Origin of the sequence: Mycolicibacterium diernhoferi (genome assembly GCF_019456655.1) — a bacterium.
GTDB lineage: Bacteria > Actinomycetota > Actinomycetes > Mycobacteriales > Mycobacteriaceae > Mycobacterium > Mycobacterium diernhoferi.
Map to the genome: position 1 here is coordinate 1318953 of NZ_CP080332.1, position 23985 is coordinate 1342937.

The 23985-nt window shown below is 67.2% G+C and carries 28 protein-coding genes; 19 read left to right on the forward strand and 9 right to left on the reverse strand.

Annotated features, from left to right (window positions below; translation table 11 throughout):
* Window positions 1-144: 144 nt before the first annotated feature.
* Entirely contained in the window at window positions 145-1851 is a 1707-nt protein-coding gene (locus K0O62_RS06305) for a SulP family inorganic anion transporter (protein ID WP_234800081.1), read from the forward strand.
* Here K0O62_RS06305 and K0O62_RS06310 read toward each other — a convergent pair.
* Together K0O62_RS06310 and K0O62_RS06315 are read right to left on the reverse strand one after the other, a co-directional pair.
* Entirely contained in the window at window positions 1839-2501 is a 663-nt protein-coding gene (locus tag K0O62_RS06310; protein ID WP_073856347.1) for a hypothetical protein, read from the reverse strand. The two genes, K0O62_RS06305 and K0O62_RS06310, sit on opposite strands and share 13 nt — an antisense overlap.
* A gap of 79 nt (window positions 2502-2580) precedes the next feature.
* Window positions 2581-3012: an Hsp20/alpha crystallin family protein gene (locus K0O62_RS06315; RefSeq protein WP_073856348.1), complete on the reverse strand. Its 432-nt coding sequence runs from the start codon at window positions 3010-3012 to the stop codon at window positions 2581-2583.
* A 179-nt stretch (window positions 3013-3191) separates the two neighbouring features.
* On the opposite strand from K0O62_RS06315, the gene K0O62_RS06320 reads away from it, so the two are divergent.
* The 3 genes from K0O62_RS06320 to K0O62_RS06330 all read left to right on the forward strand — a co-directional run bounded on the left by K0O62_RS06320 (window position 3192) and on the right by K0O62_RS06330 (window position 5666).
* Complete coding sequence (locus K0O62_RS06320; protein ID WP_073856349.1) at window positions 3192-3977, forward strand: sigma 54 modulation/S30EA ribosomal C-terminal domain-containing protein; 786 nt, start codon at window positions 3192-3194, stop codon at window positions 3975-3977.
* A 136-nt stretch (window positions 3978-4113) separates the two neighbouring features.
* Window positions 4114-5007, forward strand: coding sequence for a universal stress protein (locus K0O62_RS06325; RefSeq protein WP_073856350.1), 894 nt, complete (start codon window positions 4114-4116; stop codon window positions 5005-5007).
* A 71-nt stretch (window positions 5008-5078) separates the two neighbouring features.
* Window positions 5079-5666 carry an Rv1733c family protein gene (locus K0O62_RS06330; RefSeq protein WP_073856351.1) on the forward strand — a complete coding sequence of 196 codons (588 nt, stop codon included), beginning with the start codon at window positions 5079-5081 and terminating at the stop codon, window positions 5664-5666.
* Between the two features lie 33 nt (window positions 5667-5699).
* Here the strand turns inward: K0O62_RS06330 and K0O62_RS06335 are convergent, their stop codons facing one another.
* Window positions 5700-6575, reverse strand: coding sequence for a universal stress protein (locus K0O62_RS06335; protein WP_073856352.1), 876 nt, complete (start codon window positions 6573-6575; stop codon window positions 5700-5702).
* A 167-nt stretch (window positions 6576-6742) separates the two neighbouring features.
* Between K0O62_RS06335 and K0O62_RS06340 the strand changes: the two genes are divergently transcribed.
* The 3 genes from K0O62_RS06340 (at window position 6743) to K0O62_RS06350 (ending at window position 10074) form a co-directional block, all read left to right on the forward strand.
* Window positions 6743-7189, forward strand: coding sequence for a pyridoxamine 5'-phosphate oxidase family protein (locus K0O62_RS06340; protein ID WP_073856353.1), 447 nt, complete (start codon window positions 6743-6745; stop codon window positions 7187-7189).
* Window positions 7190-7358: 169 nt separating this feature from the next.
* Window positions 7359-8321: a 1-phosphofructokinase family hexose kinase gene (locus tag K0O62_RS06345; RefSeq protein WP_264002416.1), complete on the forward strand. Its 963-nt coding sequence runs from the start codon at window positions 7359-7361 to the stop codon at window positions 8319-8321.
* A 31-nt stretch (window positions 8322-8352) separates the two neighbouring features.
* Window positions 8353-10074, forward strand: a complete 1722-nt coding sequence (locus K0O62_RS06350; protein ID WP_079244230.1) for a GAF domain-containing sensor histidine kinase — start codon at window positions 8353-8355, stop codon at window positions 10072-10074.
* 7 nt (window positions 10075-10081) lie between these two features.
* Here K0O62_RS06350 and K0O62_RS06355 read toward each other — a convergent pair whose 3' ends face one another.
* Complete coding sequence (locus K0O62_RS06355; RefSeq protein ID WP_073856354.1) at window positions 10082-10924, reverse strand: universal stress protein; 843 nt, start codon at window positions 10922-10924, stop codon at window positions 10082-10084.
* Between the two features lie 432 nt (window positions 10925-11356).
* Here K0O62_RS06355 and K0O62_RS06360 point away from each other — a divergent pair, with 432 nt between their 5' ends.
* Genes K0O62_RS06360 through K0O62_RS06370 form a run of 3 tightly spaced genes read left to right on the forward strand, consistent with a single transcriptional unit; the run spans window position 11357 to window position 12951 of the window.
* Window positions 11357-11638, forward strand: coding sequence for a dsRBD fold-containing protein (locus K0O62_RS06360; RefSeq protein WP_073856356.1), 282 nt, complete (start codon window positions 11357-11359; stop codon window positions 11636-11638).
* 54 nt (window positions 11639-11692) lie between these two features.
* Window positions 11693-12676, forward strand: a complete 984-nt coding sequence (locus K0O62_RS06365; RefSeq protein ID WP_234800082.1) for a universal stress protein — start codon at window positions 11693-11695, stop codon at window positions 12674-12676.
* Entirely contained in the window at window positions 12673-12951 is a 279-nt protein-coding gene (locus K0O62_RS06370; protein WP_073856357.1) for a DUF1918 domain-containing protein, read from the forward strand. The genes K0O62_RS06365 and K0O62_RS06370 overlap by 4 nt, the downstream gene beginning before the upstream one ends.
* Here K0O62_RS06370 and K0O62_RS06375 read toward each other — a convergent pair.
* On the reverse strand, window positions 12948-13841 hold the full coding sequence (locus tag K0O62_RS06375; protein WP_073856358.1) for a universal stress protein: 894 nt from the start codon (window positions 13839-13841) through the stop codon (window positions 12948-12950). The genes K0O62_RS06370 and K0O62_RS06375 overlap by 4 nt on opposite strands.
* 225 nt (window positions 13842-14066) lie before the next feature.
* Between K0O62_RS06375 and K0O62_RS06380 the strand changes: the two genes are divergently transcribed.
* The 6 genes from K0O62_RS06380 to K0O62_RS06405 all read left to right on the forward strand — a co-directional run bounded on the left by K0O62_RS06380 (window position 14067) and on the right by K0O62_RS06405 (window position 19042).
* Window positions 14067-14342 carry an SHOCT domain-containing protein gene (locus tag K0O62_RS06380; protein WP_073856359.1) on the forward strand — a complete coding sequence of 92 codons (276 nt, stop codon included), beginning with the start codon at window positions 14067-14069 and terminating at the stop codon, window positions 14340-14342.
* 231 nt (window positions 14343-14573) lie between these two features.
* Window positions 14574-15671 carry a 4Fe-4S dicluster domain-containing protein gene (locus K0O62_RS06385; protein WP_073856545.1) on the forward strand — a complete coding sequence of 366 codons (1098 nt, stop codon included), beginning with the start codon at window positions 14574-14576 and terminating at the stop codon, window positions 15669-15671.
* Window positions 15664-16512 (forward strand): FAD/NAD(P)-binding protein, encoded by an 849-nt coding sequence (locus tag K0O62_RS06390; RefSeq protein ID WP_073856360.1) that lies wholly within the window; start codon window positions 15664-15666, stop codon window positions 16510-16512. Before K0O62_RS06385 ends, K0O62_RS06390 begins: the two co-directional genes overlap by 8 nt.
* Window positions 16513-17271: an NADH-quinone oxidoreductase subunit B family protein gene (locus K0O62_RS06395; protein WP_073856361.1), complete on the forward strand. Its 759-nt coding sequence runs from the start codon at window positions 16513-16515 to the stop codon at window positions 17269-17271.
* Window positions 17268-18560, forward strand: coding sequence for a Ni/Fe hydrogenase subunit alpha (locus K0O62_RS06400; protein ID WP_073856362.1), 1293 nt, complete (start codon window positions 17268-17270; stop codon window positions 18558-18560). Before K0O62_RS06395 ends, K0O62_RS06400 begins: the two co-directional genes overlap by 4 nt.
* Window positions 18557-19042: a hydrogenase maturation protease gene (locus tag K0O62_RS06405; protein WP_073856363.1), complete on the forward strand. Its 486-nt coding sequence runs from the start codon at window positions 18557-18559 to the stop codon at window positions 19040-19042. The genes K0O62_RS06400 and K0O62_RS06405 overlap by 4 nt, the downstream gene beginning before the upstream one ends.
* Here the strand turns inward: K0O62_RS06405 and K0O62_RS06410 are convergent.
* The 4 genes from K0O62_RS06410 to K0O62_RS06425 all read right to left on the reverse strand — a co-directional run bounded on the left by K0O62_RS06410 (window position 18987) and on the right by K0O62_RS06425 (window position 21538).
* Complete coding sequence (locus tag K0O62_RS06410; protein ID WP_073856364.1) at window positions 18987-19418, reverse strand: pyridoxamine 5'-phosphate oxidase family protein; 432 nt, start codon at window positions 19416-19418, stop codon at window positions 18987-18989. The genes K0O62_RS06405 and K0O62_RS06410 overlap by 56 nt on opposite strands.
* A 22-nt stretch (window positions 19419-19440) precedes the next feature.
* Entirely contained in the window at window positions 19441-19875 is a 435-nt protein-coding gene (locus K0O62_RS06415; RefSeq protein ID WP_073856365.1) for a CBS domain-containing protein, read from the reverse strand.
* A 123-nt stretch (window positions 19876-19998) separates the two neighbouring features.
* Window positions 19999-21111, reverse strand: coding sequence for an Rv2629 family ribosome hibernation factor (locus tag K0O62_RS06420; protein ID WP_073856366.1), 1113 nt, complete (start codon window positions 21109-21111; stop codon window positions 19999-20001).
* On the reverse strand, window positions 21101-21538 hold the full coding sequence (locus K0O62_RS06425; RefSeq protein ID WP_073856367.1) for a nitroreductase family deazaflavin-dependent oxidoreductase: 438 nt from the start codon (window positions 21536-21538) through the stop codon (window positions 21101-21103). Before K0O62_RS06425 ends, K0O62_RS06420 begins: the two co-directional genes overlap by 11 nt.
* Window positions 21539-21696: 158 nt before the next feature.
* On the opposite strand from K0O62_RS06425, the gene K0O62_RS06430 reads away from it, so the two are divergent.
* The 3 genes from K0O62_RS06430 to K0O62_RS06440 all read left to right on the forward strand — a co-directional run bounded on the left by K0O62_RS06430 (window position 21697) and on the right by K0O62_RS06440 (window position 23911).
* Entirely contained in the window at window positions 21697-21954 is a 258-nt protein-coding gene (locus K0O62_RS06430; protein ID WP_073856368.1) for a hypothetical protein, read from the forward strand.
* 305 nt (window positions 21955-22259) lie between these two features.
* Window positions 22260-22835 (forward strand): hypothetical protein, encoded by a 576-nt coding sequence (locus K0O62_RS06435; protein ID WP_131817397.1) that lies wholly within the window; start codon window positions 22260-22262, stop codon window positions 22833-22835.
* A gap of 83 nt (window positions 22836-22918) precedes the next feature.
* Window positions 22919-23911 (forward strand): Acg family FMN-binding oxidoreductase, encoded by a 993-nt coding sequence (locus K0O62_RS06440; protein WP_073856370.1) that lies wholly within the window; start codon window positions 22919-22921, stop codon window positions 23909-23911.
* Window positions 23912-23985: the final 74 nt, after the last annotated feature.

Sequence of the window (23985 nt, forward strand, 5' to 3'; positions counted from 1 at the left end):
TGAGTCGACCCGAATCGACCGTAGAGCACCTCCGCGGATCTGTGAGGGCTTTGGTCACCGCGCGCAGAGCCCAACGACCCGACGTGGGGTGGCGGGGCATCGCATAACCTTGATGAGCAGTCCGAGTAGCCGCCGAGGAGGGCCATGGCCGCCGCGACATGGGGTCGGCGTGCCATGCCGGGTCTGGCGAACTTCCAGGGCTACCGCAGAGATGTGCTGCGCGGGGACGTGCTGGGCGGGCTCACCGTGTCGGCGTATCTGGTGCCCCAGGCCCTCGCATACGCCACCCTGGCCGGCCTGCCGCCGGCGGCGGGTCTGTGGGCGGCGTTGCCGCCGTTGGTGATCTACGCGATCCTCGGGTCGTCGCGCCAACTCTCGATCGGCCCGGAATCCACCACGGCGCTGATGACGGCGGCCGTGCTGGGATCGACGATCGCCGGTGGCGACCCCGCACGTTACGCGGCGTACGCCGCGACGTTGGCCGTCCTCGTCGGCGCGATCTGCCTTGTTGCCGGGTTGCTCAGGCTCGGCTTCCTCGCGAACCTCCTGTCGCGGCCCGTGCTCGTCGGGTACCTGGCCGGAATCGCCGCCATGATGGTGGCAAGTCAGCTCGGTCGGCTGGCGGGAGTGTCGGTGTCGGGTCAGTCCGTGGATGCGCAACTACGGTCCTTTGCGACCGAACTTCCGCACTGGCATTGGCCCACAGTACTTCTCAGTGCGGCGATCATGGCCTTGATCTTCGCGCTGGACCGGTGGGCGCCTCGAGTACCGGGACCACTCATCGGGGTGTTGGCGGCCTCCGCGTTGATGGCGTTGTTCGCACACTCATGGCAGGACATCGCCGTTGTCGGCGCGGTACCGTCCGGGCTTCCGCTCCCGGGCTGGCCGATCGTGTCGGGTGAGGAGGTGCGGGCGCTCATCGTTCCGGCGATGGGTATCGCCGTGGTCGCGTTCTCGGACAATGTGCTTACCGCGAGGGCATTCGCGTCCCGAACCGGAGCCGACGTCGACCCGCAGGCCGAACTTCGTGCACTCGGCGCCTGCAATCTCGTCGTCGGTGTGTTCCGTGGGTTTCCGATCAGCTCGAGCGGTAGCCGCACTGCGCTGGCGGATGCGGCCGGGGCGCGTACGCAGGTGTACTCACTCGTGGTTTTCGCGGTGGTGGCCGCCGCACTGCTGTTCGGCGGCGGAATCATGGCCGGCATCCCGTCGGCCGCCCTCGGGGCACTCGTGGTGTTCGCAGCGACCAAACTGGTCGATGTCGGGGAATTCCGCCGATTGGCCCGGTTCCGCCGTAGCGAACTGTATCTCGCGCTGGCGACCACCGCGGCCGTCCTGCTGTTCGGGGTGCTCTACGGCGTGCTGGTGGCGGTCGCGCTGTCGGTGGCCGATCTGCTGCACCGCCTCGCGCATGCGCACGACAGCGTGCAAGGCATCGTGCCCGGACTGGCCGGCATGCACGACGTCGACGACTATCCCGCGGCGAAGGTGATCCCGGGTCTGGTGGTGTACCGCTATGACGCCCCGTTGTTCTTCGCCAACGCCGCGGACTTTCACCGTCGGGCGCTCGCTGCACTGGATCAGGCTCCGGCACCGGTGCACTGGTTCGTGCTGAACGCGGAGTCCAACGTCGAGATCGATGTCACCGCCCTGGACGCGCTCGAGCAGCTCCGCAGGGACTGCGAGCGCCGCGGAGTCGTGTTCGTCATGGCGCGGGTGAAGCAGGATCTGCGCGACGCGCTGGCCGCCGGCGGTCTACTCGACAAGATCGGTGCAGAGCGCATCTATCTGACCTTGCCCACGGCCGTCGCCGCCTATCGCGCCGAGTTCTCCGGCGATCAGGACGGATAACGGCACAGCACGCCGGGCTGCCGGCGTCGGCCTGCCCGCCGCGCTATACCCCGCAGCATCTTCTGCTCCATGACGAAGTGTGGAAGGTCGAACCAGAAGTGACCCACGGCGCCACCACTACCGCGGGCCAGCAATCTCGTCCCGTCGACATCGCGGCGGAGAATGAATGACCAGCAGCCGGAGGCCTTTTGGCCGCACTGCACGCGTTCATAGTCTGCCGGGTTCACCAATACCAGGTGTGAACACTGTTTGACCGCCGCCACGATCTGGCGCGCGTCCGGGCCGTATCTGCGCGCCAGCCAGACGGTGTCGCCGACCCGTAACTTCTGCCATTCCGGGTGGACGGTGTCGGCATTGTGGATGTCGGCGCCGACCGCCCGCTCCAGAAGCGAGTAGCTGTAGAAGCCGCCCCGGTCTTCGCCGATCTGGATCAACCACGGCCACACGGCGGCACGGGATGCGGCGATGCTCACCGCGCGGGTCGTCCTCGGCGCCTCCGGGCTGACCAGCTCATCACCCGGCAGTACCGCTGCGAGCTCGTCCGGACGGGCGCCCCAGGTGTGAATCCACGGCCGCACGTGCGCGCGATACAGTGCGGCGATGCCGACGGCCGCCGACATGGCCGCCACCACGTTGTGCTGCCGCCCCATCGTGACTTCTGTTTTTCGGTTGCCCGGCCCGCACGGTCCGGGGCGGCGACTGTCCGCCCCGGAAACCCCCGTCCACGTGTCAGCCGGCGCGTTCCACCGCGATGTGCTTCTCCGGGGACTTGGGTTCCTTGAGCGGCACCGAGACGGTGAGGACGCCCTTCTCACAGTGTGCCTTGATGTGGTCCTCGTCCGCTCCGGACGGCAGCGCCACCGTACGGGTGAAAGAGCCGTAGGAGAATTCGGAATGACCATTGGTCTCCTTCTTCTCGCTCCGTTCGGCCTTGATCGTCAACATCCCGTTTCGGACCGTGATGTCGACGTCCTTGTCCGGATCGACGCCGGGAATCTCGGCCTTCAACTCGTACTTGCCATCGCGGATGTCGTCCTCGACCTTGATGGGGTGCCCACCGAAGATCGGTCGCAGGTTCGCCCATGAGGGAAGTCCTGGGAAGATGTCCGACATCTCCGGCCATGACGACCGATGATGTTGCTGCACAGCGACGTTACTCATTGTGGTCTCCTCGTTGTTCTCGGTTGGTGCCGTCTCTGAATCCGATCACCCGGGCGGTGGTCCCCACTAGGGGCGGAAGTCCCCGCCATCAGGGTCGTTCGTCGCGCGAACGTGAAACCCCGGCGAAGAGGACCTTCGGCCCTAACGGAGTCGACCGCAGTCGAGATACCACAGTCACCATGACCGACGGAGTTGGCGTTTCGCCCGCAGCGGATCTCGATATCACGATGCGCGGGAGCTTCCCCGGCGCTGTCGAGTACGCGAATATCAAGATCGGCGGACTCGGGCGATCCACCCGCCACCCGATCACCAACGCCCGACTCCGGCTGACTCAGCGAGACCGCGGTCCCGCCGAAACGGCGGTCGTCGGTCAGGTCAATCTCGACTTCCTGGGACGTCATATTCGGGTGCAGGTCGCCGCGGCCACCGCTCGGGAGGCGATCGACAAGTTGGAGGAACGGACGCGGCGCCGGCTCGAACAGGTGCGCGAGCGTCGGGAACCTCGACGCGGGCCGGCCGGCGCGCCACCGTGGCGTCAGGCCCGGGCGTTGGGTCCCGGGTCCGGGCCGAACGCCGGCAGGTCCCGAATCAGCCGGCGCAAATCCTATGCGATGGCCCCGTGCACGGTCGATGAAGCACTGGCCGAAATGGATCTGCTCGACTACGACTTCCATCTCTTCAACGAGATCGGCAGCGGCACAGCCGCCGTCGCGTACCGAAGCGGCCCGACAGGTCTGCGGGTCGCGCTCGTCGCCCCGGACCTCAGCAGTGCGGTGGCGCCCTTCGAACGGCCGGTCACGATCAGCCCGCACCCGGTGCCCTGTCTGCGTGAGGACGCCGCTGTGCGGCGGATGGCGCTGATGGATCTGCCGTTCCTGTTCTACATCGACGCGGCGCTGGGCCGCGCAAGCGTCCTCTACCGGCGCCTCGACGGCGACCTCGCGGTGATCACACCCGCCGGGTAGGGCGGCGCTGCCGAGGAAGGGCCTTTCGTCGGCGAACGAGGGGACCTACGCCTCACGAAACGCAGCGGGCTGCCGATCTACGGTCGGGTCGCAGCCACCGCCGCGACCGGCAGTGCGCAACCCGAATGGAGGCCCGATGACTTTTCAATCGACGACGAACTTGAACGGCATTGTGGCGGCTGTCGACGGGTCACCGACCTCGGACTCCGCGGCGGCATGGGCTGCCCGGGAGGCGGCACGTCGCGACGTGCTGCTCACGCTCGTGTATGTGAAGCCTTCCGACGAGGTCGGCCCCTGGTTGGACCTGCCGATCTCATCGGAGTACCTGCAGGAACGTGATCGGCTGGCCGAAGAGGTGATCGAGGGCTCGCACCGGCACATCGCAACCGTCCTGTCCGGAACCCGGGACGTACGGACCAACAAGCTCGTTCTCGACGGCCCGAAATTGCCCGTTCTGATCGACCTTTCGAAGGATGCAGACCTGATGGTGGTCGGCTGTCGCGGGCTCGGCGGACTGGCGCGTCTGCTGTTGGGTTCAACCAGCTCGGCATTGGTCCACCACTCGCACAGCCCGGTGGCAGTGATCCATGACGAGAACTCGGTGGCGGAGCTTGAGGCGACGGCACCCGTGGTGGTCGGGGTGGACGCCATGCCGGCCTCGGAGTTGGCCGTTGCCATCGCATTCGACGAAGCATCAAGGCGGGGCGTCGAACTCATCGCGGTGCACACCTGGATGAACAGCGCAGATTTCTATGTCGACGTCGCCTACGAAGACCTTGCGGTCCAGGCCGAAGAGGAGTTGGCGCAGCGCCTGGCCGGATGGTCCGAACGCTACCCGGACGTGGTGGTCCGCCGCGTGGTGGGACGTGACAATCCGGCTCACCGGCTCATCGCCGAGTCGCATCGGGCGCAGCTTCTGGTGGTCGGCAGTCACGGTCGGGGCGGCTTCGCGGGCCAGCTTCTGGGTTCGGTGAGCTGGACCGTGGTGCAGGCCGCCACCATACCGGTCATAGTCGCCCGGCAAGGATGAGGCGGTTCGGCCGGTAATCATGGGACTTTTGTCCCTGCGGTAGCGGCTCGGCGGTGCCGAGAATCGTTGATATGCAGACCTTCGCGTTCAATCTCGGCGCCCGGTTTCGGTGCCTGCTGGGGACCAACCCCTTGGTTCGGACCTCCGACCGGGTCCAGGCGACGGCAGAACTGTTGATCGCGGCACTCGCACTGCTCACCGTTGCGATCGCGGCAGCGGTCGCAACGGCTGTGCATGACGACGCCGCTCATGAACTCGCCGCGCAACGCCTGGTCCGTCAGCAGATTTTCGCGACGGTGTCGGCCGACAGTCAGGACACGTCGCAACCATTCGCCGAGTCGTCGGTCACCGAGATCCGCTGGGAGTTCGGCGGTAAGGCGCACACCGATACCATTCGCACCGAGCGACTCAGGGCGGGCGACCGGCTCACCGTGTGGGTGGATGCCGAGGGTGAGCGCACCCTGGCGGTCCCGTCGGACGCGGATGCGGCGATCCTGGCGATCGTCACCGCACTGGCAGTGTGGACCGCGGTGCTGACGCCTGCGGCTGTGCTGTTGCTGTGGCTGCGCAACAGTCTGAACCGTGCGCGGTCCACGGCATGGGATCGTGAACTCGATGGTCTTGCCGATGGCGGTGGGAGAAAGGACAATTCACCCTGATCGAGTTGCCCGGACACCGTGGCGCTCACGGGTTCAGGCGCGGATCACGGCCACCGGTGCCCGGGCCGATTCGGCGACCGAGGTACTGACCGAGCCGAGCAACATACCCGAGATGCCCCCGCGGCCACGGCTGCCGACCACGACGAGCTGGGACTGGTTGGACTCGTCGATCAGCCAGCGAGCGGGCTTGTCGCAGACAACTCGTCTCCGGATGGTGACATCGGGATAGCGTTCCTGCCACCCGGCGAGGCGTTCCGCGAGCACCTCGTGTCCCTGCTCTTCGAACTGGTGCCAATCCATGCCCAGGAAGGGGAAGACCGCCACATCGCTCCAGGCGTGCAGGGCGACGAGGTCTACTCCACGGCGCGACGCTTCGTCGAAGGCAAAGGCCGTTGCCGCCTCCGAGGCCGGCGAGCCGTCGATCCCGAGGACCACGGGCAGGCCGCGGTCGGTGCTACGGACCACGCCTTCTCTGACGAGCACCACCGGACACCCTGCGTGGTGCAGCAGAGCGCGGCTGACCGAGCCCAGCACGGCGGCGCCGACCGGACCGAGGCCGCGGCTGCCCAGCACAATCAGGTCGGCGTCGGCCGACGCCGCGGTCAGCTCGGCCACCGGGCCGCCATGACGACGCTCGACGCGGACGTCCGGCGGCGACCCCGGTACCGCGGTACGCAGGGTGTCCAGTGTGCGCGCGATGACGTTGTCGGCGTGGTCTTCCTGCCACACTTGATAATCCGACAGCACCGCTTCGATCGACCAGCTGGCGATGATCGGCGACACGACGTGCATCAGGGTGACCGGACGGTGTCTCAGCACGGCCTCGTCGGCCGCCCACCGGACCGCAGCATGTGATTCCGGGGATCCATCGATTCCGACGAGAATTCCCAGGCCGGCTGGTGAGGTCATCTGGCGTTCCTTTGCAGTGGCTACTGAACGGGGTGACGCGTACACCGCGCGCACCGGTGCTCCCTAGACACTAGGGCGCTGCCGGCGTGATCTCAGGAGTCCTTGGTTCGTCGAACTAGGGACTTTGTGCCTCAGAACCGGGCGGTGTGGGCTCCTACAGTCGAGTGATGACCGACACCCACACCATGGTCGTGCTGTCCGTTTCGGACTGCTGGGATCTGCTGGCAGGCACTGCACTTGGCAGGCTGGTCACGACGGTCGACGGCGTTCCGGCGATCTTCCCGGTGAACTACACCGTGCAGGATCGGACGGTTCTGTTCCGAACGGCGCAGGGCACCAAGCTGGTCAGTGCGGCGATCAACAACAACGTCCTGTTCGAAGCGGACGGGTACAGCCTCAGCGAGGGCTGGAGCGTCATCGTCGCCGGGGTGGCGCGATCGGTACGCAGCGAGGAAGACATCGCCGAGGCCGAGCGGGCCGGGTTGATTTCCTGGACCGACTCGGAAAAGGAGCATTTCGTCCGGATCCACCCGCGCGGTGTCACCGGCCGGCGGTTCCGGTTCCGTGCCCAGCCGGGCACGGGGACGCCTGCCGAGGATCCGATTCTGGGCTGACCGATTCACCTGCGGAGTCAGCGATGACAACAGCGCGAGCGCGCCACCGAGACCCCTCCGGGCGGGTCTTCCGGGGTCGGGGCGAGGCCGGCCGCGTCCTGGCGGGAAAGCTCGGTGACCACCGCGGACGATCCGGTCTGGTGGCACCCGAAACGTATCCCAGCGGGCTGTGAACCCGCCCGCCATCGTCACCGTGACGATGAACCCCGCACTCGACCTCACCGCCGATGCCGACGAGGTCCGGCCGACCGAGAAGATCCGCTGTCACGGCGAGAGATATGACGCCGGCGGCGGCGGCATCAACGTCGCGCGGTTTGCCCAGGTTCTGGGAGTGCCCAGCGCTGCGGTGTTCACCACCGGCGGGAGCACCGGGGCGCGCCTGGCCGGCCTCGTGGCCACATCCGGGGTCCGCTGTACGCCGATCGGGATCCGGGGTACGACACGCGAGAATTTCACGGTCAACGACCGCGCCTCGGGCAAGCAGTTCCGGTTCGTGCTGGCCGGGCCTTCCCTCGACGACGACGAGCAGACACAATGCCTGGCCGCCGTGGCGCAGGTCGCCGCGTCGGCTCGCTACATCGTCGCGAGCGGCAGTTTGCCGCCCGGCGCATCGCCCGACTTCTACCAGCAGGTGGCCGACGTCTGTGCCGCAGCCGGCGTGCCCCTGATCCTCGATACCTCCGGGGGTGGTCTGACCCACGTCACCTCGGGGGTGTTCCTGCTGAAGCCGAGCCTGCGGGAGCTCCGCGAATGCAGCGGTCGAACGTTGGGCACCGAAGTGGAGCAGGTGCAGGCCGCCCGGGAACTGATCGACCGCGGAGTCGCGCAGACGGTGCTCGTATCGCTCGGGGCCCACGGTGCGCTGCTGGTGACGGCTTCGGAGAGCATTCGTTTCCCGGCCGTCCGGGTGGCGGCGGTCAGCGGTGTCGGTGCCGGCGACGCAATGGTCGCGGGGCTGACCGTCGGGCTGGTGCGAGGCTGGGGACTGACCCGCTGCGTCCAACTCGGAATAGCCGCTGCGACAGCAAAGCTGCAAACACCGGGAACGTCGGCATACGAGAGTGCGGAGGTGCAGCGCTATTTCGCGGCGTTGTCCGCGGAGCGGGAATTCTCGATCCGTAATTTACGCTGACGCTGCACACAGCGGCCGATCCGGTGCCACCATGGGTGGTGTGGTTGGGGGTGGCCGAGACGCCGAAATGGGCATGCGTCCGTTGCGGGAAACGCTGTCTCAGTTGCGGCTGCGCGAGCTCTTGGGCGAGGTGCAGGATCGGGTGGAGCGGATCGCTGAAACGCGTGACCGGCTCGACGGGTTGCTCGAGTCGATGTTGGCCGTGACATCCGGCCTGGAGCTCGACGAGACCCTGCGCACCATCGTCAGAACCGCGATCGACCTGGTAGACGCCCGCTACGGCGCACTGGGCATCCGCGGGTACGATCACGAACTCGTCGAGTTCATCTACCACGGCATCGACGAGCCGACCCGGCGGCAGATCGGACGCCTCCCGGAGGGGCTCGGCGTCCTCGGGGTGCTCATCGACGACCCCAAACCCATCCGGCTGGACAACATCTCACGCCATCCCGACTCGGTGGGCTTCCCGGCGCACCATCCGCCCATGCGGACCTTCCTCGGAGTGCCGATACGCATCCGTGACGAGGTGTTCGGCAACCTCTATCTCACCGAGAAGACCAGTGGGCAGCCCTTCACCGACGACGACGAGGTGCTGGTCCAGGCATTGGCCGCGGCAGCGGGAATCGCCATCGACAACGCGCGGCTCTACAAACAATCCACCGTCAGGCAGTCCTGGATCGAGGCCACCCGCGACATCGGTACCGAGATGCTCTCCGGCGCCGATCCGTCGCTGGTGTTCAGCCTGATGGTCGACAAGGCGCGAACCCTCAGTGGGGCCTGGGTGACCCTGGTTGCGGTGCGTGCCGATCTCGACGAACCCGCCGACCCGGTCGACGAACTGGTGGTGGTGGCGGCGGCCGGTGACGGACCGGAGGCGAACCTGGCCGTTATCGCTGCCGAGGACACATTCATCGGCGACGTCGTCTCGACCCGGAAGGCGCGGCGTTTCGAGAGCCTCGAGCTCGTCGACGACGGTTCGGTCGGGGGCCCGGCACTCGTCCTGCCGATCTGCGCCACGGGCTCATCCACGGCCGGGGTGCTGGTGGCACTGCGGGCGCCCGGGCAGCCCGAATTCACCGACGATGAACTGGACACCATGGCGTCGTTCGTCGCGCAGGCGACCCTGGCCTGGCAATTGGCGACCAGCCAGAGTCAGCTGCGCGAACTGGACATCCTCACCGATCGTGACCGGATCGCGCGGGACCTCCACGATCATGTGATTCAGCGGCTGTTCGCGGTGGGACTCGCGGTGCAGGGGACCATCCCGCGCGTCCGTGCCCCCGACGTTGCGCAGCGATTGTCGAATTGTGTCGACGATCTGCAGCAGGTGATCCACGAAATCCGGACCGCGATCTTCGATTTGCACGGCCACCATCACGATGGCAAGGGGTTTCGACAGCGGCTCGACGAAGCGATCGCGGGCTTCGCGACGTCGGATCTGCACATCACCGTCAAGTTCTCGGGCCCGTTGTCTGTGGTCAGCTCGAGCGTGGCCGACCACGCGGAGGCGGTGGTGCGCGAAGCCGTCAGCAATGCGGTCCGCCATGCACACGCGACGAAGTTGTCGGTCAGTGTCACCGCCGCCGACGAGTTGTGCATCGAGGTGCGCGATGACGGCTGTGGTCTACCCGCCGGGGTTCGGACCAGCGGTCTGACAAACCTGGCGCAGCGGGCCGAGGACGTCGGTGGGACCTTCTCGGCGGAGCCCGTGACCACCGGCGGCACGTTGCTGCGGTGGTGTGCGCCGATTTAGGGAGCTCTCACCGGGCGGTGACGGCGGCGGCCGGGACGCGATGCGCCACCACGACGGCAATCTCCGCCGTACAGGCGTGTCCGATTCGGTCGATGGTGGTGGCGACATCGGTGGCTCTGTCGCCGTCGAGCATGATCAACCCGCCGAGGTCGGGACTGGCGTGCAGGAACCGCGCCAGGTCGTGGTCCGTCGCGACGGGGTAGATGTGAACGTCCGGACACCGGTGCCGCCATTCCGACGCCAGACGGCTCACGTCGTCAACGCAGGTCTTGTCGTTTCCGGAGTCGGTCCACACCGCCAGAATCGCCCACCCCCGCTGCCTCGCCTCGGACGCGGCCTCGGCGAGCAGGCTGTCGTTGTCGCGGGAGCCGGCGTCCACCGGCGTGATGATCCATTTCGATTGAGGTTCGGCGGGCGTGTGGACCGGACGGCGGACGATCGCCACCGGGCAGGTCGCCTTGGTGGCGACGAGGGTCGCCGTGGAACCCATCAAGGTGATCCCGATGCGGTTCATCCCGGTCCACCCGACACAGATCATGTCGGTGCTCTCCGATTCGGCGAGGAGAACACCGGCCGGAGAGCCCTGCGCGATGGTCGTCGTGACCCGCACCCCGCAACCGCATTCGTCGATCCGCTCGCCGGTGGTCCGCAAGATGCGTTTGGCCGTGGCTACGGCGGTTTCGTACTCACTGGCCGACAACATCCCGGTCAGGTCGGTTCTGATCACGTAGATCAGACGCAGTGGCGCGCTGCGTCGCAGCGCTTCGTCGATCGCCCAGAGCGCGGCATGTTCAGCTTGCTCGGAACCGTCGATCCCGACGATGACCTGCGTGCTCTCCGTCTCAGGCATGTCGGCGCCCTTCGTAGGAGGAATCGAGAGTTCTCAGGTTAGGCAGCCGCCCCGCGCGATGGGCGGGGCCAACGGTCACCTCTCTGCGGGCGAAGGTCCATTGTGGGATGGGCGTGCATGTGCTGCCTGCGTGTCGGCGCGCGCATCCGCGGGATCGCCGGCTTCGACGAGGTGCTCGCGGTGGGTGGTCGGGGTGTTCACCCTGATCGGCGGCCCCGGCCGACACCTACCGCCGACACGAGTCACCGCCCGTGAGATCCTCTCCGGCACAGATCATCACCTCATGGCGTCACGTTCGATGACAACCTCGGGTCCATCACGGACCAACGACCCCCAAGGCCGGGACCTCAGTCCCTACCTGCGGCCCATCGGTGGTGGTCGAATCGAGTTGGTGATGACCACCAGTCTGCTGCCGACCTGAGGGGATCGCTCATGACCGAGGATGAGGACAGCGTCCGCAAGGACTGGACCGTGCAGATCGCGATCGACGAGTATGACGGCCGTACCCGGGCGACCGCCACGTTGCGCGGGCGCGGCCAGGAGACCACCGGGATCGGGCTGGCGCGGTGCAATCCCGCCGACGCTGACATTGCCGACATCGGCGACGAACTCGCCGTCGCCCGGGCGCTGGCGGCGCTGGTCCAGCAACTGCGGACCAGCACGGTTCACGACATCGAGGAATCCACCCATCAGCCGGTGACCGCCTTGCGCTGAGCCGCAACGGTGTACGCGATCCGGTGAGAACCAGCCGACGAAATGGGGCACTCCATGAAGATGCCGGGTGACCGTCCCGCCGGGACACCGGACAGCGAGGAAAACCGCTCTCCCGGTGGAGCTCCCGGCGTCCTCGTCGGCATCGACGGATCTGCCTCGTCGACATCGGCGGTGCGGTGGGCAGCACGGGAGGCCATGCTGCGCAAGCTTCCCCTGCAGATCGTGCACGTGATGAAGTGGCCGTCCGGGCCCATCTGGTCCGAAGTGCTCGCCACGCCGGACATCGCCGCGGATCTGACACGAAACGGTGAGGCGGTCCTGCGCGCCGCACACCAGGTCGCCGAGGAGGTGATCGGTGGCGCCGTCGAGATTCGGGTCGACGACGTCGTGGCCGCCGACAGCATCGTGGGCGTGCTGGTCGACTGTTCCCGATCGGCGCGGATGGTCGTCGTCGGCCGCCGAGGCATGGGGGCGGTCAGTCGCTGGTTGCTGGGTTCTGTCACCTCTGCGCTCATCCGGCACGCCCGCAGCCCGGTCGTGGTGGTCCACGATGAGGACGCAGAATCGTTGCCCGCGGCCGGCACCGCGCCTGTCGTCGTCGGTCTGGACGGATCCCCGGCCTCGGAGAACGCACTCGCCTTCGCGTTCGACGAAGCGTCCTGGCGAGCAGCGCCGCTGGTGGTGGTGCACGCGTGGGGTGACGCCGACGGCGAGCCGCTGCCGGGCTCCCAATGGGAGCGGCTGCGAGTTCTGGCCGAGGAGCGGGTGGCCGAGCGACTCGCGGGCTGGGGCGAACAGTATCCGGATGTCCTCGTCCACCGCGACGTTGTTCTCGACCGTCCGGCGCACCACCTGCTGCAACAATCGCGGACCGCGCAGCTGACGGTCGTGGGTAGCCGCGGGCGGGGCGGCTTCAAGGGCCTGCTGCTGGGGTCGGTCGGCAAGAGCGTTGTCGAGGGCGCACAGACACCCGTCGTCGTGGTCCCACCGGATGGCAGCCGCGGCCCGGAGAATCGGATGGAAAGGAATCGCTCATGAAAGCCAATGTCGGTGACTGGCTGGTGATCAAGGGTTCGGTGGTGGACAGACCGGATCGACGCGGAATGATCACCGAGGTGCATTCGTCGGACGGGGCACCGCCCTATGTGGTGCGATGGCTCGACACCGATCACGTCACCACGGTGTTCCCGGGACCGGATGCGATCGTGGTGTCGGCGCAAGAACAGAGGGACGCCGACGAGCGTGCCCGGCACAGATTCGGTGTGGTCCAGTCGGCGATCAAACGCAACCAGGGGACCGATGAGCGGACCTAACTCCGGGTAGGACCACGCACCACCATCACCGGCGCCTCGGCCTCTCGGGCCACCCGTGTGCTGACCGATCCCAGCAGCAGACCGGCGAATCCACCGCGGCCATGGCTGCCCACCACGACGAGTTGTGCCTGCTGAGAATTCTCGATCAGAGACCGTGCCGGCTGGTCACCGACGACCCGGCGGTGCACAGTCACATCGGGGTACCGCTCGTGCCATCCGGCCAGTCGTTCACCGAGCACCTCGTGCCCCTGATCCTCGTACGCACGCCAGTTCGCGCCCAGCGCCGGGAAGACATCGACATCACTCCATGCATGCAGGGCAACAAGATCCACCCGTCTGCGTTCGGCTTCGTCGAAGGCGAACGCGATCGCCTCCTCCGATGCGGGCGATCCGTCGATCCCGACCAGGATGGGGGAGATGTAGTCGACCGCCTGCGCGTCGCCGGCATGGACGACCACGACGGGACATCGCGCGTGGTGGACGAGCCCGCCGCTGACAGAACCCAGGATGACCCGGCCGGCGGCACCCTTACCCCGGCTTCCGACAACCATGAGGTGCGCTCTTGCAGAAGCGGCGACGAGCTCATCGACCACCCCTGCATACCGCACTTCGGTTCGCACCACGAGATTTTCGGCGCCCACGGCGCCGGCCGCCAGGGCATCACGGGCCCGCTCGATCACCTGATGCGCGTTATCCTGCTGCCATTCGGTGATGGTGCCCTGCAGGGGCGGTATGGGCCAGTTCACGATCACCGGTTCGACCACGTGCATTACGGTGACACTCGACTTGCGCAGGACCGCATCGCATGCCGCCCAGCGCAGCGCCGAATCCGACGCGGGCGAACCGTCGACCGCGACGATGATTCCGTATGTCTCGGCATTGCTGGTCATGTCGCGCCCCCAGGGTTGTGTGCGCTCCCATTGCCCCCCTTGCGGATCCTTGACGCTACGGCGCGGCCGAGCGTTTCGGCAGTGCCATTGGTCCATGGATGGGGTGCCGGTGGTCCCCGGCCTTCGGTGCCCCTCGGCGGCCCCTTCCGGCCCTTCGCCTCCAGCATCGTCACCGCTCGCGGCCGACGATGGACTCCGGAGAACGGATGAATCGGGAGTGGTGAAATGCGCTGGCACGAACACGATATGGGGTGGTGGGGCTATGCCGGGATGGGCATCGGCATGGTGTTGTTCTGGACCCTGCTGATCGCCGCGGTCGCGGCCCTGTTCATCGTTCTCGTCGGTGATCGCCGCCGGCCGTCCACGCCGCCGATGCCGCCGACGACGATGCCGCAGACGCCCGAACAGATACTGGCTGCCCGCTTCGCGCGGGGCGAGATCGGTGAATCCGAGTTCCGCGACCGCCTCGCGGTGCTCCAGAGCCACCAGGGACCCAGCTGACCTCACGCACCGACTGCCCGGCCGCGCGACCTCAGACCGTGCCGCAGAAGGGCTCACATCACCATGAATCGCGAACTGTGCAAGTCCCTTTCCGGGACGTTTGCCGCACTCGGCTACGCCACGCGGCCTACGCCGTGGCACGGTTCACCTCCACGTTGAGGACCTTCGCCCCTGCCGGGTGTGACCCATGGCCACTGCACCGCACGTGGTCGCGGACAAATAGTGGAATCCATGAACGATGTGGTGATAGACGCCGCGGGTCTGCGACACCTGGTGTCCACGCTGATCGACCGGGGCTACCGGGTCATCGGCCCGACCCGCTCCGACAACGCGATCGAGCTCGCCGAACTGACCTCTGCCGACGACCTGCCGAGGGGCTGGGGTGTCGACGTGGGTCCCGGGCACTACCGGCTGCGTCGCCGCGCCGACTCGGCGCTGTTCGGCCATTCCGCCGGTCCGCAGTCCTGGAAGCGGTTTCTGCACCCACCACGACAGCGGTTGTGGTCATCCGATGAACCGGTCGCCGAGGAGCCCGAGCGGCTGGCCTTCATCGGCGTCCGGGCCTGCGACCTGGCCGCGATCGCCATGCTGGACGGGGTCCTGGGCGCCGCCGCGCATCCCGACCGGGGATTCCTCGGGCGGCTGCGCAATACCTTCGTGGTGGCCGTCAACTGCACCGAACCCGGCGGGCTCTGCTTCTGCGCCTCGATGGGGACCGGTCCGCGGGTCGGTCCCGGCTACGATCTGGCGCTCACCGAACGCATCACCGGTGACTCCCCGTACTACCTCGTGGAGGTCGGCAGCGAGGAGGGCGCGCAGGTACTGGCCGTCCTGGACCAGCGCGAGGCGCGTCCAGACGAAATCGACTCGGCCATCGCCGATGTGGACGAAGCGGCCCGGCACATGGGTCGGCAGATGCCGCCCGGGGACTTCCGCGAACTGCTCGTCGAGTCCCGGGAGTCGCCACACTGGGACGAGGTCGCCGGTCGGTGCCTGACGTGCGGCAACTGCACGATGGTGTGTCCGACGTGTTTCTGCACGAGTGTCGAGGATGTCACCGACCTCACCGGGCGCCACGCCGAACGGTGGCTGGAATGGTCGTCGTGTTTCGACGTGGACTTCACGTTCATCCACGGGGGCAACGTCCGTCAGTCCGCCCCGTCGCGGTACCGGCATTGGATCACGCACAAGCTCGGCACCTGGCATGACCAATTCGGCAGCAGCGGCTGCGTCGGCTGTGGTCGGTGTATCGCCTGGTGTCCCACCGGAATCGACATCACCCAGGAGATGACCACCCTGGCCGAACTGGCACGACATCACGATGACTGACACCGCGTCGTCCGATGTCTCGGCGATGACGCCGATCCCGTACCGCGTGCGCTCCCGTGCCGACGAGAACCGCGAGTGCTCGACACTGCATCTGGCGCCCGTCCACGGTCCGCTCGGCACACCCAGGCCGGGTGAGTTCATGATGATGTACGTCTTCGGGATCGGCGAGATCGCCGTCTCGGTCAGTGGTGTCACCGCGGCGCCGGATACCACCCTCGCCCATACCGTCCGGGCGGTCGGCGCGGTGAGCACGGCACTGCGTGATGCGCAGGTGGGCACGGTGATCGGGATGCGGGGGCCGTTCGGGACCGGGTGGGGACTCCAGGATGTGACGGGGCGCGATCTGATCCTTGTCGCGGGTGGTGTCGGCCTGGCGCCGCTGCGCCCGGTCGTGCTCGCCGTGCTCGCCAACCGGGCCGCACACGGCACGGTCACCCTGATCGCGGGTGCCCGCTCGCACGATGAGTTCCTGTTCGGCGCCGAACTGCGGCGGTGGTCGCAGGATCGGACCATCGGCGTGAAACTGACCGTCGACATCCCGGTGCAGGGGTGGTCGGGCGAGGTCGGTCTGGTCACCGAACCACTGCGCCGGTTGGCGCTGCGGCCCGGCAAGACGACGGCGTTCCTGTGTGGGCCGGAGCCGATGATGCGTTCCTGCTCCGAGGAACTGTTGCGCAAGGGTGTGCCCGCCGGCGATATAAGGGTGGCGCTGGAACGCAATATGGCATGCGGGGTCGGCTGGTGCGGACACTGCCAGCTGGGTCCGCTGCTGCTGTGCCGGGACGGGCCGGTCGTCGGCTACGACGTCGCCGGACCCCTGCTCGCGGTTCGGGAGCTCTAGGTGCACACCCCGTCACTGGCAGTCTGGAAGTTCGCATCCTGCGACGGATGTCAACTGACCCTGCTGGATTGCGAGGACCAGCTGCTGACCCTGGCCGACGAGGTCCGGATCGTCACCTTCCTGGAAGCGTCCAGTGTGGTCGTCGCGGGACCGTATGACATATCCCTGGTCGAGGGCTCGATCAGCACCGAAGCCGACCGCCTGCGGATCCTCGAGATACGGCGGCAGTCCACGATCCTGGTGACGATCGGCGCCTGCGCCACGGCCGGCGGGATCCAGGCCCTGCGCAACATGGCCGACGCCGACGAGTTCGCCTCGGTCGTCTATGCCCGGCCGGACTACATCCACACATTGGCGACGTCGACACCGGCCGCCGCGCACGTCGAGGTCGACTATCAACTGCAGGGCTGTCCCATCGACCGCGGCCAGTTGCTCGACACGCTTGCCGCGCTACTGATCGGCCGCAAGCCGCGGTTGCCGGCCAAGACGGTGTGCTCGGAATGCAAGCTGCGCGGAGTGACCTGTGTCCTGGTGGCCGAGTCGATTCCGTGCCTGGGCCCGGTGACACAGGCCGGTTGCGGCGCGCTGTGTCCGTCCTGCCATCGAGGCTGCTACGGCTGCTTCGGGCCCGCGGCCACACCGGACACCGCGGCGCTGATCCCGTTGCTGCGCCGCGACGGCCTGTCCGAAGATGGTGTCGAGCAGGTGTTCTCGACGTTCAACGTCACCCGGTTCGCCGCTGAGCGGAACGACCGATGAGTCGCGGGGTGCGCACATTGTCAGTGGGTGCGCTGACCCGGGTGGAAGGTGAGGGCGCCCTGCATGTGACGCTGCGCGACGGAGTGCTCGACAGCGTGGAGCTCGACATCTATGAGCCACCCCGGTTCTTCGAGGCGTTCCTGCGGGGCCGGGCCCACACCGAGCCACCCGACCTCACGGCGCGGGTGTGTGGGATCTGCCCGGTGGCCTACCAGGTCAGTGCCTGCAACGCCATCGAGGACGCGTGCGGGGTCAGCATCGATCCCGAATTGGTCAGGCTGCGCCGCCTGATGTATTGCGGGGAATGGATCCACAGCCACGCCCTGCACATCTTCCTGCTGCATGCGCCGGATTTCCTGGGTTACCCGGACGGTATCAGCCTGGCCCGGGACCGGCCCGGGTTGATCGAGCGCGGACTGGCGATGAAGAAGGCCGGTAACCGACTGATGGAGCTGGTCGGTGGCCGCGCGATCCATCCGGTCAACGTGCGGTTGGGCGGCTTCTATTCGGTGCCGCGGCGCGCCGAGCTCGAGACGGTGGCCGAGCAGTTGCGACGCGCACTCGATGACGCCGTGCGGACCGTCGCCGAGATCGCCGAATTCGACTATCCGGATGTGGAATTCGATCATGAATTCATGGCGCTCACCGGTGCCGGAGAGTACCCGATCGAGAACGGGGACATCGCCCGCAGCGGCGGTGCGCCGTTCCCGGTGGCGGACTTCACCCGGCATGTGGTGGAAACCCAGGTCCGCCGCTCGACTGCGTTGCACGCAACCCTGGATGGTGGCCGCTACCTGACCGGCCCGCTGGCGCGGTACTCGCTGAACTCCGCCGCATTGTCGCCGGTTGCCCGCCAGGTCGCGACGGACGCGGGGCTGGGGGAGCAGTGCCGCAACCCCTTTCGCAGCATCGTGGTTCGTGCCGTCGAGGTGGTGTACGCCTTGGACGAGGCGCTGCGCATCATCACCGACTACCAGCGACCGGTGCGGCCGTTCGTGCCGGTCGGGGCCCGGGCCGGCGTCGGGCATGGGGTCAGCGAGGCTCCGCGCGGTCTGTTGTACCACCGCTACGAGCTCGGCGACGACGGACTGGTGCGGTCCGCGGTGATCATCCCGCCCACCGCACAGAACCAGGGCGCAATCGAACACGAGATGGCCCAGATCGTCGCGGCGAATCTTGCCTGTGACGACTCCTCGCTGACCGCGTTGTGCGAGAGGTCGATTCGCAACCACGACCCCTGCATCTCGTGCGCGGCACATTTCCTCACCGTGAATGTCGATCACCGGTGAACGGCGACGCGCTCGTGATCGGCATCGGCAACGATTTCCGGGGCGACGACGGGGTCGGGCTCGCGGTGGCCGCCGCGCTCGCGGACCACCGGACGGCGGGTGTGCGGGTGATCACCACCGCCGGTGATCCCACCACCGTCATCGATGCGTGGCGCGGGGTAGGGCTCGTCATCGTGGTGGATGCGGCACTGGGTGACGTCGCGGTCTCCGGGCGGCTTCGGCGCTGGGTGCCGGCGGAGCCGGCCGGACCGGCCGAGGTCAGCTCGCACGGATTGGGCCTGCTTCAGGCGTACGCGCTGGGCGAGGCGCTGGGCAACCTCCCGGACCGGCTGGTCGTGTTCACCGTGGACATCGCCGAGGCCGCTCTCGGCATCGGGCTCAGCCCGCCGGTCGCCGCGGCGGTGCCCCGTTGCGTGTCCGCCGTGCTCACCGAGGTTCGTGCACGTCCGGGTCGGGACCGAACCGAAACCGTCGACCGGTGACCTGGACCGGCAAGATCCGGACGTAGTGCTGCCTGGGCGTCGCCGTCCACGGCAGGACCTGGGCCTTCTCGGCGACCGCTATCTCCTCATCGGTGCGAAGCATTCGGGCGACGCCTCTGACGATCACACTCCACCCCTGCGACAAGCCGTGATCGTCGGCTTCGAACAGCACCTGATGGTTGATCGCGGCGCTGACCAGTTTGGTGCCGTGGGCCGTGCGGAACAGCACCGTGCGGTTCTGCACGGCGTAGTTGACCGGGAAGATATCGGGGTTGCCGCCGACGCTGGTGATCAACCGGCCAAGCGTCAGGCTGCCGAGCAGACCCCAGCACTCTGCCAGAGACAGAATGTCGACCGACTCGTCCTTGGTCTTCATCGCGGCTTCCGACGGCGTGGTGTCATTTGCTCGAAATGGCCTCTTGCGCGCAGATCGCTTTCACGAATCCTGCGACCGCGTGTTCGGGGAGGTGCCGGGCGACATCGGCGACGCTGACGATGCCGACCAATCGGTGGTTGTCGATCACCGGCAACCGCCGGACCCGATGTTCGGTCATGACATCGAGCATCTGCTGGACACTGGCATCCGCGTCGACCTGATAGACGGTGCCCTGCGCCATCTCGCCGATCGTCGCCGTCTTCGGGTCAGTACCGGTGGCGATATATCTGGTGACGATGTCTCGATCGGTGAGCATGCCGTACAGGTGGTCGTCGTCACCGCAGATCGGTAACGCCCCGATGCCTTGTTCGGCCATCCGGCGTGCCGCATCGGTGATCGTCTCGTGCGCTCTGACACAGGTGACTCCGGTGTGCATGATGTCCCGCGCTGTTGTCATGTCGTCCTCCTCGGGATGAAGATCCGCTTCGGTTCGGTGTCGTGGAGTCTTCTCGGCCTGCCGCGGGTCGCTGTAGGGTCCTTGGGCCCTAGCGGCGGCGGAGAAAGGCCTTGTCCGTTCCGCTCATGCCCGTGAGTCGTGCGGTGTGTAGCGCAACAGCGCGCCCACCCCGTCCCACAGGCCGGCCTCGTCCGTCGTCCGCACGATCGACGCGTGGGTGGCGACCGCCACGAACGGCAGTGCTTCGTCGGCAAGCGCGGTATGGCGGGGCGGTTCGCCGAATTCGGACAGGGAATCGGGATCCGCCGCGATGGCCGTCAGTGCACGTCCCACCACCACCGTGGCACCTCGGAGTCGGCCGATGACCAAGGTAGCGACCGCGCCCTCCCGCAGCGCCGTGCAGACCGCGGACAGGCCCTGCACCGCCGCGCCGGATTCGCGGGCGAGCTCGGACTTGATTTTCGTTACCGCGGCGTCGATCTCGGCGCGCCCGCGGCGCGCGAACTCCGCGGCCAGCCGGTCGGCGAACTCCAGTTCCGGTGCGCGGCTCCCGTGTGCGCCGGCAGCCAGTGGCACCACGAGTGCCCGGACACGTGGGGCGAGCGCCGACATGATGTCGGTCCGGGCGCGTACCTCACCGCACACGAAGACCAGTTGTGCGCCGATCTGATCGACGATCGTGGTGATGCGGTCGGCGACGGTCCGTGCGTTGACCCGGGCGGACTCTTCTACCGATCCCTCGGCATCTGCGTAGCCATGCCACCCTGCACTGGCCGGTTTGTGTACCGGAAATCCCGGGCCCACAACAGTTTCGACCGATACCCCATGTTCTGCGTGGACGGTGAGATCTGCGCCGAGATGGTCCACCGCAGCGAATACGTGCGGGGGCTGCGTCGACGTGGAATCGCAGAGCGGGAGCAGGTAGGGGTATATGGAGACGCGGATCTGCGTCGCGGGCGGAGCAACGCCGAGTCGCTCATCGAGGAGAACCCGGTCCTGTGCGGCGATCAGCAATCGCCCCAGGTGACCCACGGACGGGGCGCGGGTCAGGACGGCGTTGCGCACCGCCGCCATGAGTTGCTCGGGCACCCCGCTGTCCTTCAGTTGCCGGTGCATCGCGCTCCAGCGAGATTCGGCTTGTCTGGCGGAGTCGTGAGTTGCGTGGCTGTCGTCGAAGTGCAGGGATACGAAGGGCCCGGCCGAGTCGAGCAGGCCGCGGAGACGGTCAGTGCGCATTCCCGGCCGCCTTCCCGGCGGCCGGGCCCAGATCGAAACGAACGAAACGCCCTATGCCGAGACGGCGGAACGCCCGAAGTCGTCGCGCGGGCAGCACCGTGGCGGCCTCGGCGGCGTCGATGAGGCGTGGATTGATCACTGTCGACCGTTTGCCGCCGTTGGTGATGACGGCTTCACCGGCGGCGAGCGTGTTGCGGAGCCAGTCGGTGTCCACACCGTAGGGCAGCGGGGTCAGGTAGCCGCCGCTCACCGGATGGGCGACTATCGGCGTCCGGTAGGTCGTTCCGCTTCGGCGCCCGGTGTGCTCGATGGTCGATGTGTACCAGTGCTTGCGTCCGGCCAGGCGCAGCATCAGCGGATTCAGCACGTGCTTGTTGAAGCGCCGCACGGAGAAGTTGACCGGCGAAATGGTGCTTTTCTTGGTCATTGAACAATGTTCGCGCGGCTCGCCGTGCCGGGGCAGGGTAGAAAGCGCCCGGCCACGAGGACTAAAGGCCTCAGGTGCGGCACTTGTGACTTTCGTCCCTACCACCGGCTGTCCCACCGGAAAACGATGAGGAGGACGATGTTTCACAGGGAGTGACAATGAGACCGACGGGGCGACTCGCCCTCACCCGAAGCCAGTTGGACAACGTGGCATGGCAGTTCTTGCGGTCGGAGTTCACCGATGAGGTGTACGCGCGTTGGCCCATCGATCGCAGGCTCGACGCCTTCCTGCTCCATCGCGGTTACCGGCGACTACACGATGACGGATCCGCGTACGGAGCGCTGCTCGACCGGGTCATGGCCAATATGGCGGCGGCCGCGCGCAACGGCGCCCAGTTCGCGCCGCGGGACGGGTGACCGTCGTCAGGGTGATCCACAGGCCGGCGCAGCAGCATCGGCCCTGCGCCAGGTCGCGGACGCTTGTGGGTGGGCCGTGGAAACCGACGACATCCGGGTGTCCTGTTGTTGCAATCGGTCACCTGAGTCACCGACTTTCGGCCCTAGTTCCGAAAGCCATCTCCTGGATACCTTTCAGGGGCAACACCTGGACAAGGAGTGTCGGCAGGGGGCGAGAAGGCGAAGGTCGGACGGTCGGGGTGTCCGTCGATGAGCAGGATGACCACACCCGGGCCGCTGCGTTGAACCACGAACGGCGTTGAATCATGAACGACTTCGAGGACTCACGGGTCCGAACGCAATACGGCGCACCGCAGCCGCGCAGGCGCTGGTACCGGTGGCTTGCCGTGGGAATGGCCCTCACGGTCGCCTTCGCTCTTCTGATCGTCTCGGTGATACTGCTCACCGACAGGTCAGGCCGGCCCGATCGCGCACTGGATGTCGATTTCGGTCGGCGCACCGCATTTGCCCAGTGGTGGGACGCTGCCTACCCGGATGTCTCTGCGCTACAGGCGGTTGTCGACGAGGCGCAGCGGTCGTTGCGCCTTGCCGAACCACGCGCGCTCACCTCGGCCTGTCAGACGATGCATGACGTGGCCGCAGTCCGGGTTCCCGCGCACCTGCCCGCGCCGGAGGGGGATCTGAGCGCCGAGCTCGGGGCCGCGGCGACGGATGCGCACGCCGCGGCACACATGTGCTTGTCGGTGGTGGAGCGAACGCCGAACAACTATGACGCGGAGTTCCTGTCCAACCTCGAACAGGCCGACCGCCAGGTGAAGGCCGCGATGGCGACTGCCAATGAGTATCTCGCGGGATTCTCCGGTCAGCCCGGCGGTCCCTGATCCGAACATCGGCCGCCCTCCAGGGAGGTGTCGGGCAATGGGAATGTGACGGTGCAGCACTCAACCAGGTAAGGCCACACAAGATGTCCGCTCACTATCCGGATCTCGAAACACTCTACGCAGCAGTGTCATTGGCGATACGTGCTCCATCGGTGCACAATACCCAGCCGTGGCGCTGGCGGGTTGCGCCGCACAGCGCGCACCTGTTCGCCGAGCCGGCATTGCAGTTGGAACACGCAGATCCCGACGGCCGCGATCTGCTGGTGAGTTGCGGCGCGGCGTTGGATCATTGCGCGGTGGCGCTGGCGGCACTCGGATGGCATACGAAAATACACCGTCTGCCCAACCCGGCAGACCCGAATCACCTCGCCTCCATCGAGTTCCATCGAGTTGCGCCCCGTGAGGCGGAAATCGCTCTGGCCGCGGCCATCCCCGCGCGACGAACGGATAGACGCCGCTTCAGTTCGTGGTCTGTGCCCCCGGGCCACATCGCGATGATGGGCGCGCGTGCGGCGCGGCTGGGCATCACGATGAGACGGGTCGAGGTCAATGACCGTTTTCGCGCGGCGCTCGTCGAATCGGCGCGCCGGCATGTTCACGACGCCGGCTACCGCGCCGAGTTGGCGTACTGGAGCGGTCGTCACGCGGCCCGCTCAGGTGTCCCGTCCCGAAATGCTCCGGTGCCGGATCCCAAGGCGTTGGTGCCGGCCCGCGTCTTCGCAGGGGCGGCGTTACCCGATCCGGCAGAGTCTGGCGAAGACTACGACCACGCAGTGGTACTGGCCGTGGGCACCGCAGCCGACGACACCGTTTCGCGATTACGTGCCGGCGAGGCGACAAGCCAGATCGTCTTGACGGCAACCTCTGTGGGACTGGCGAGTTGTATCTTCACCGAACCGTTGGAGATCGTTTCGACCCGTGATGCGCTGCAGGCGGAGGTCTTCGGCATCACGCACTTTCCGCAGGCGCTGGTGCGAATCGGCTGGGCGCCGATCAACGCCGATCCGTTGCCGGCAACTCCGAGAAGGGAACTGAGTGACGTCGCGAGCAGACTCGATGGATCGCCACTGCCGTGAACCGGCCGTGCCGGCGACGCTGCCCGGTGCCGAGACGTTGAGTGTTGCGTGTACCCACCGAAAGTCGTCCGTTC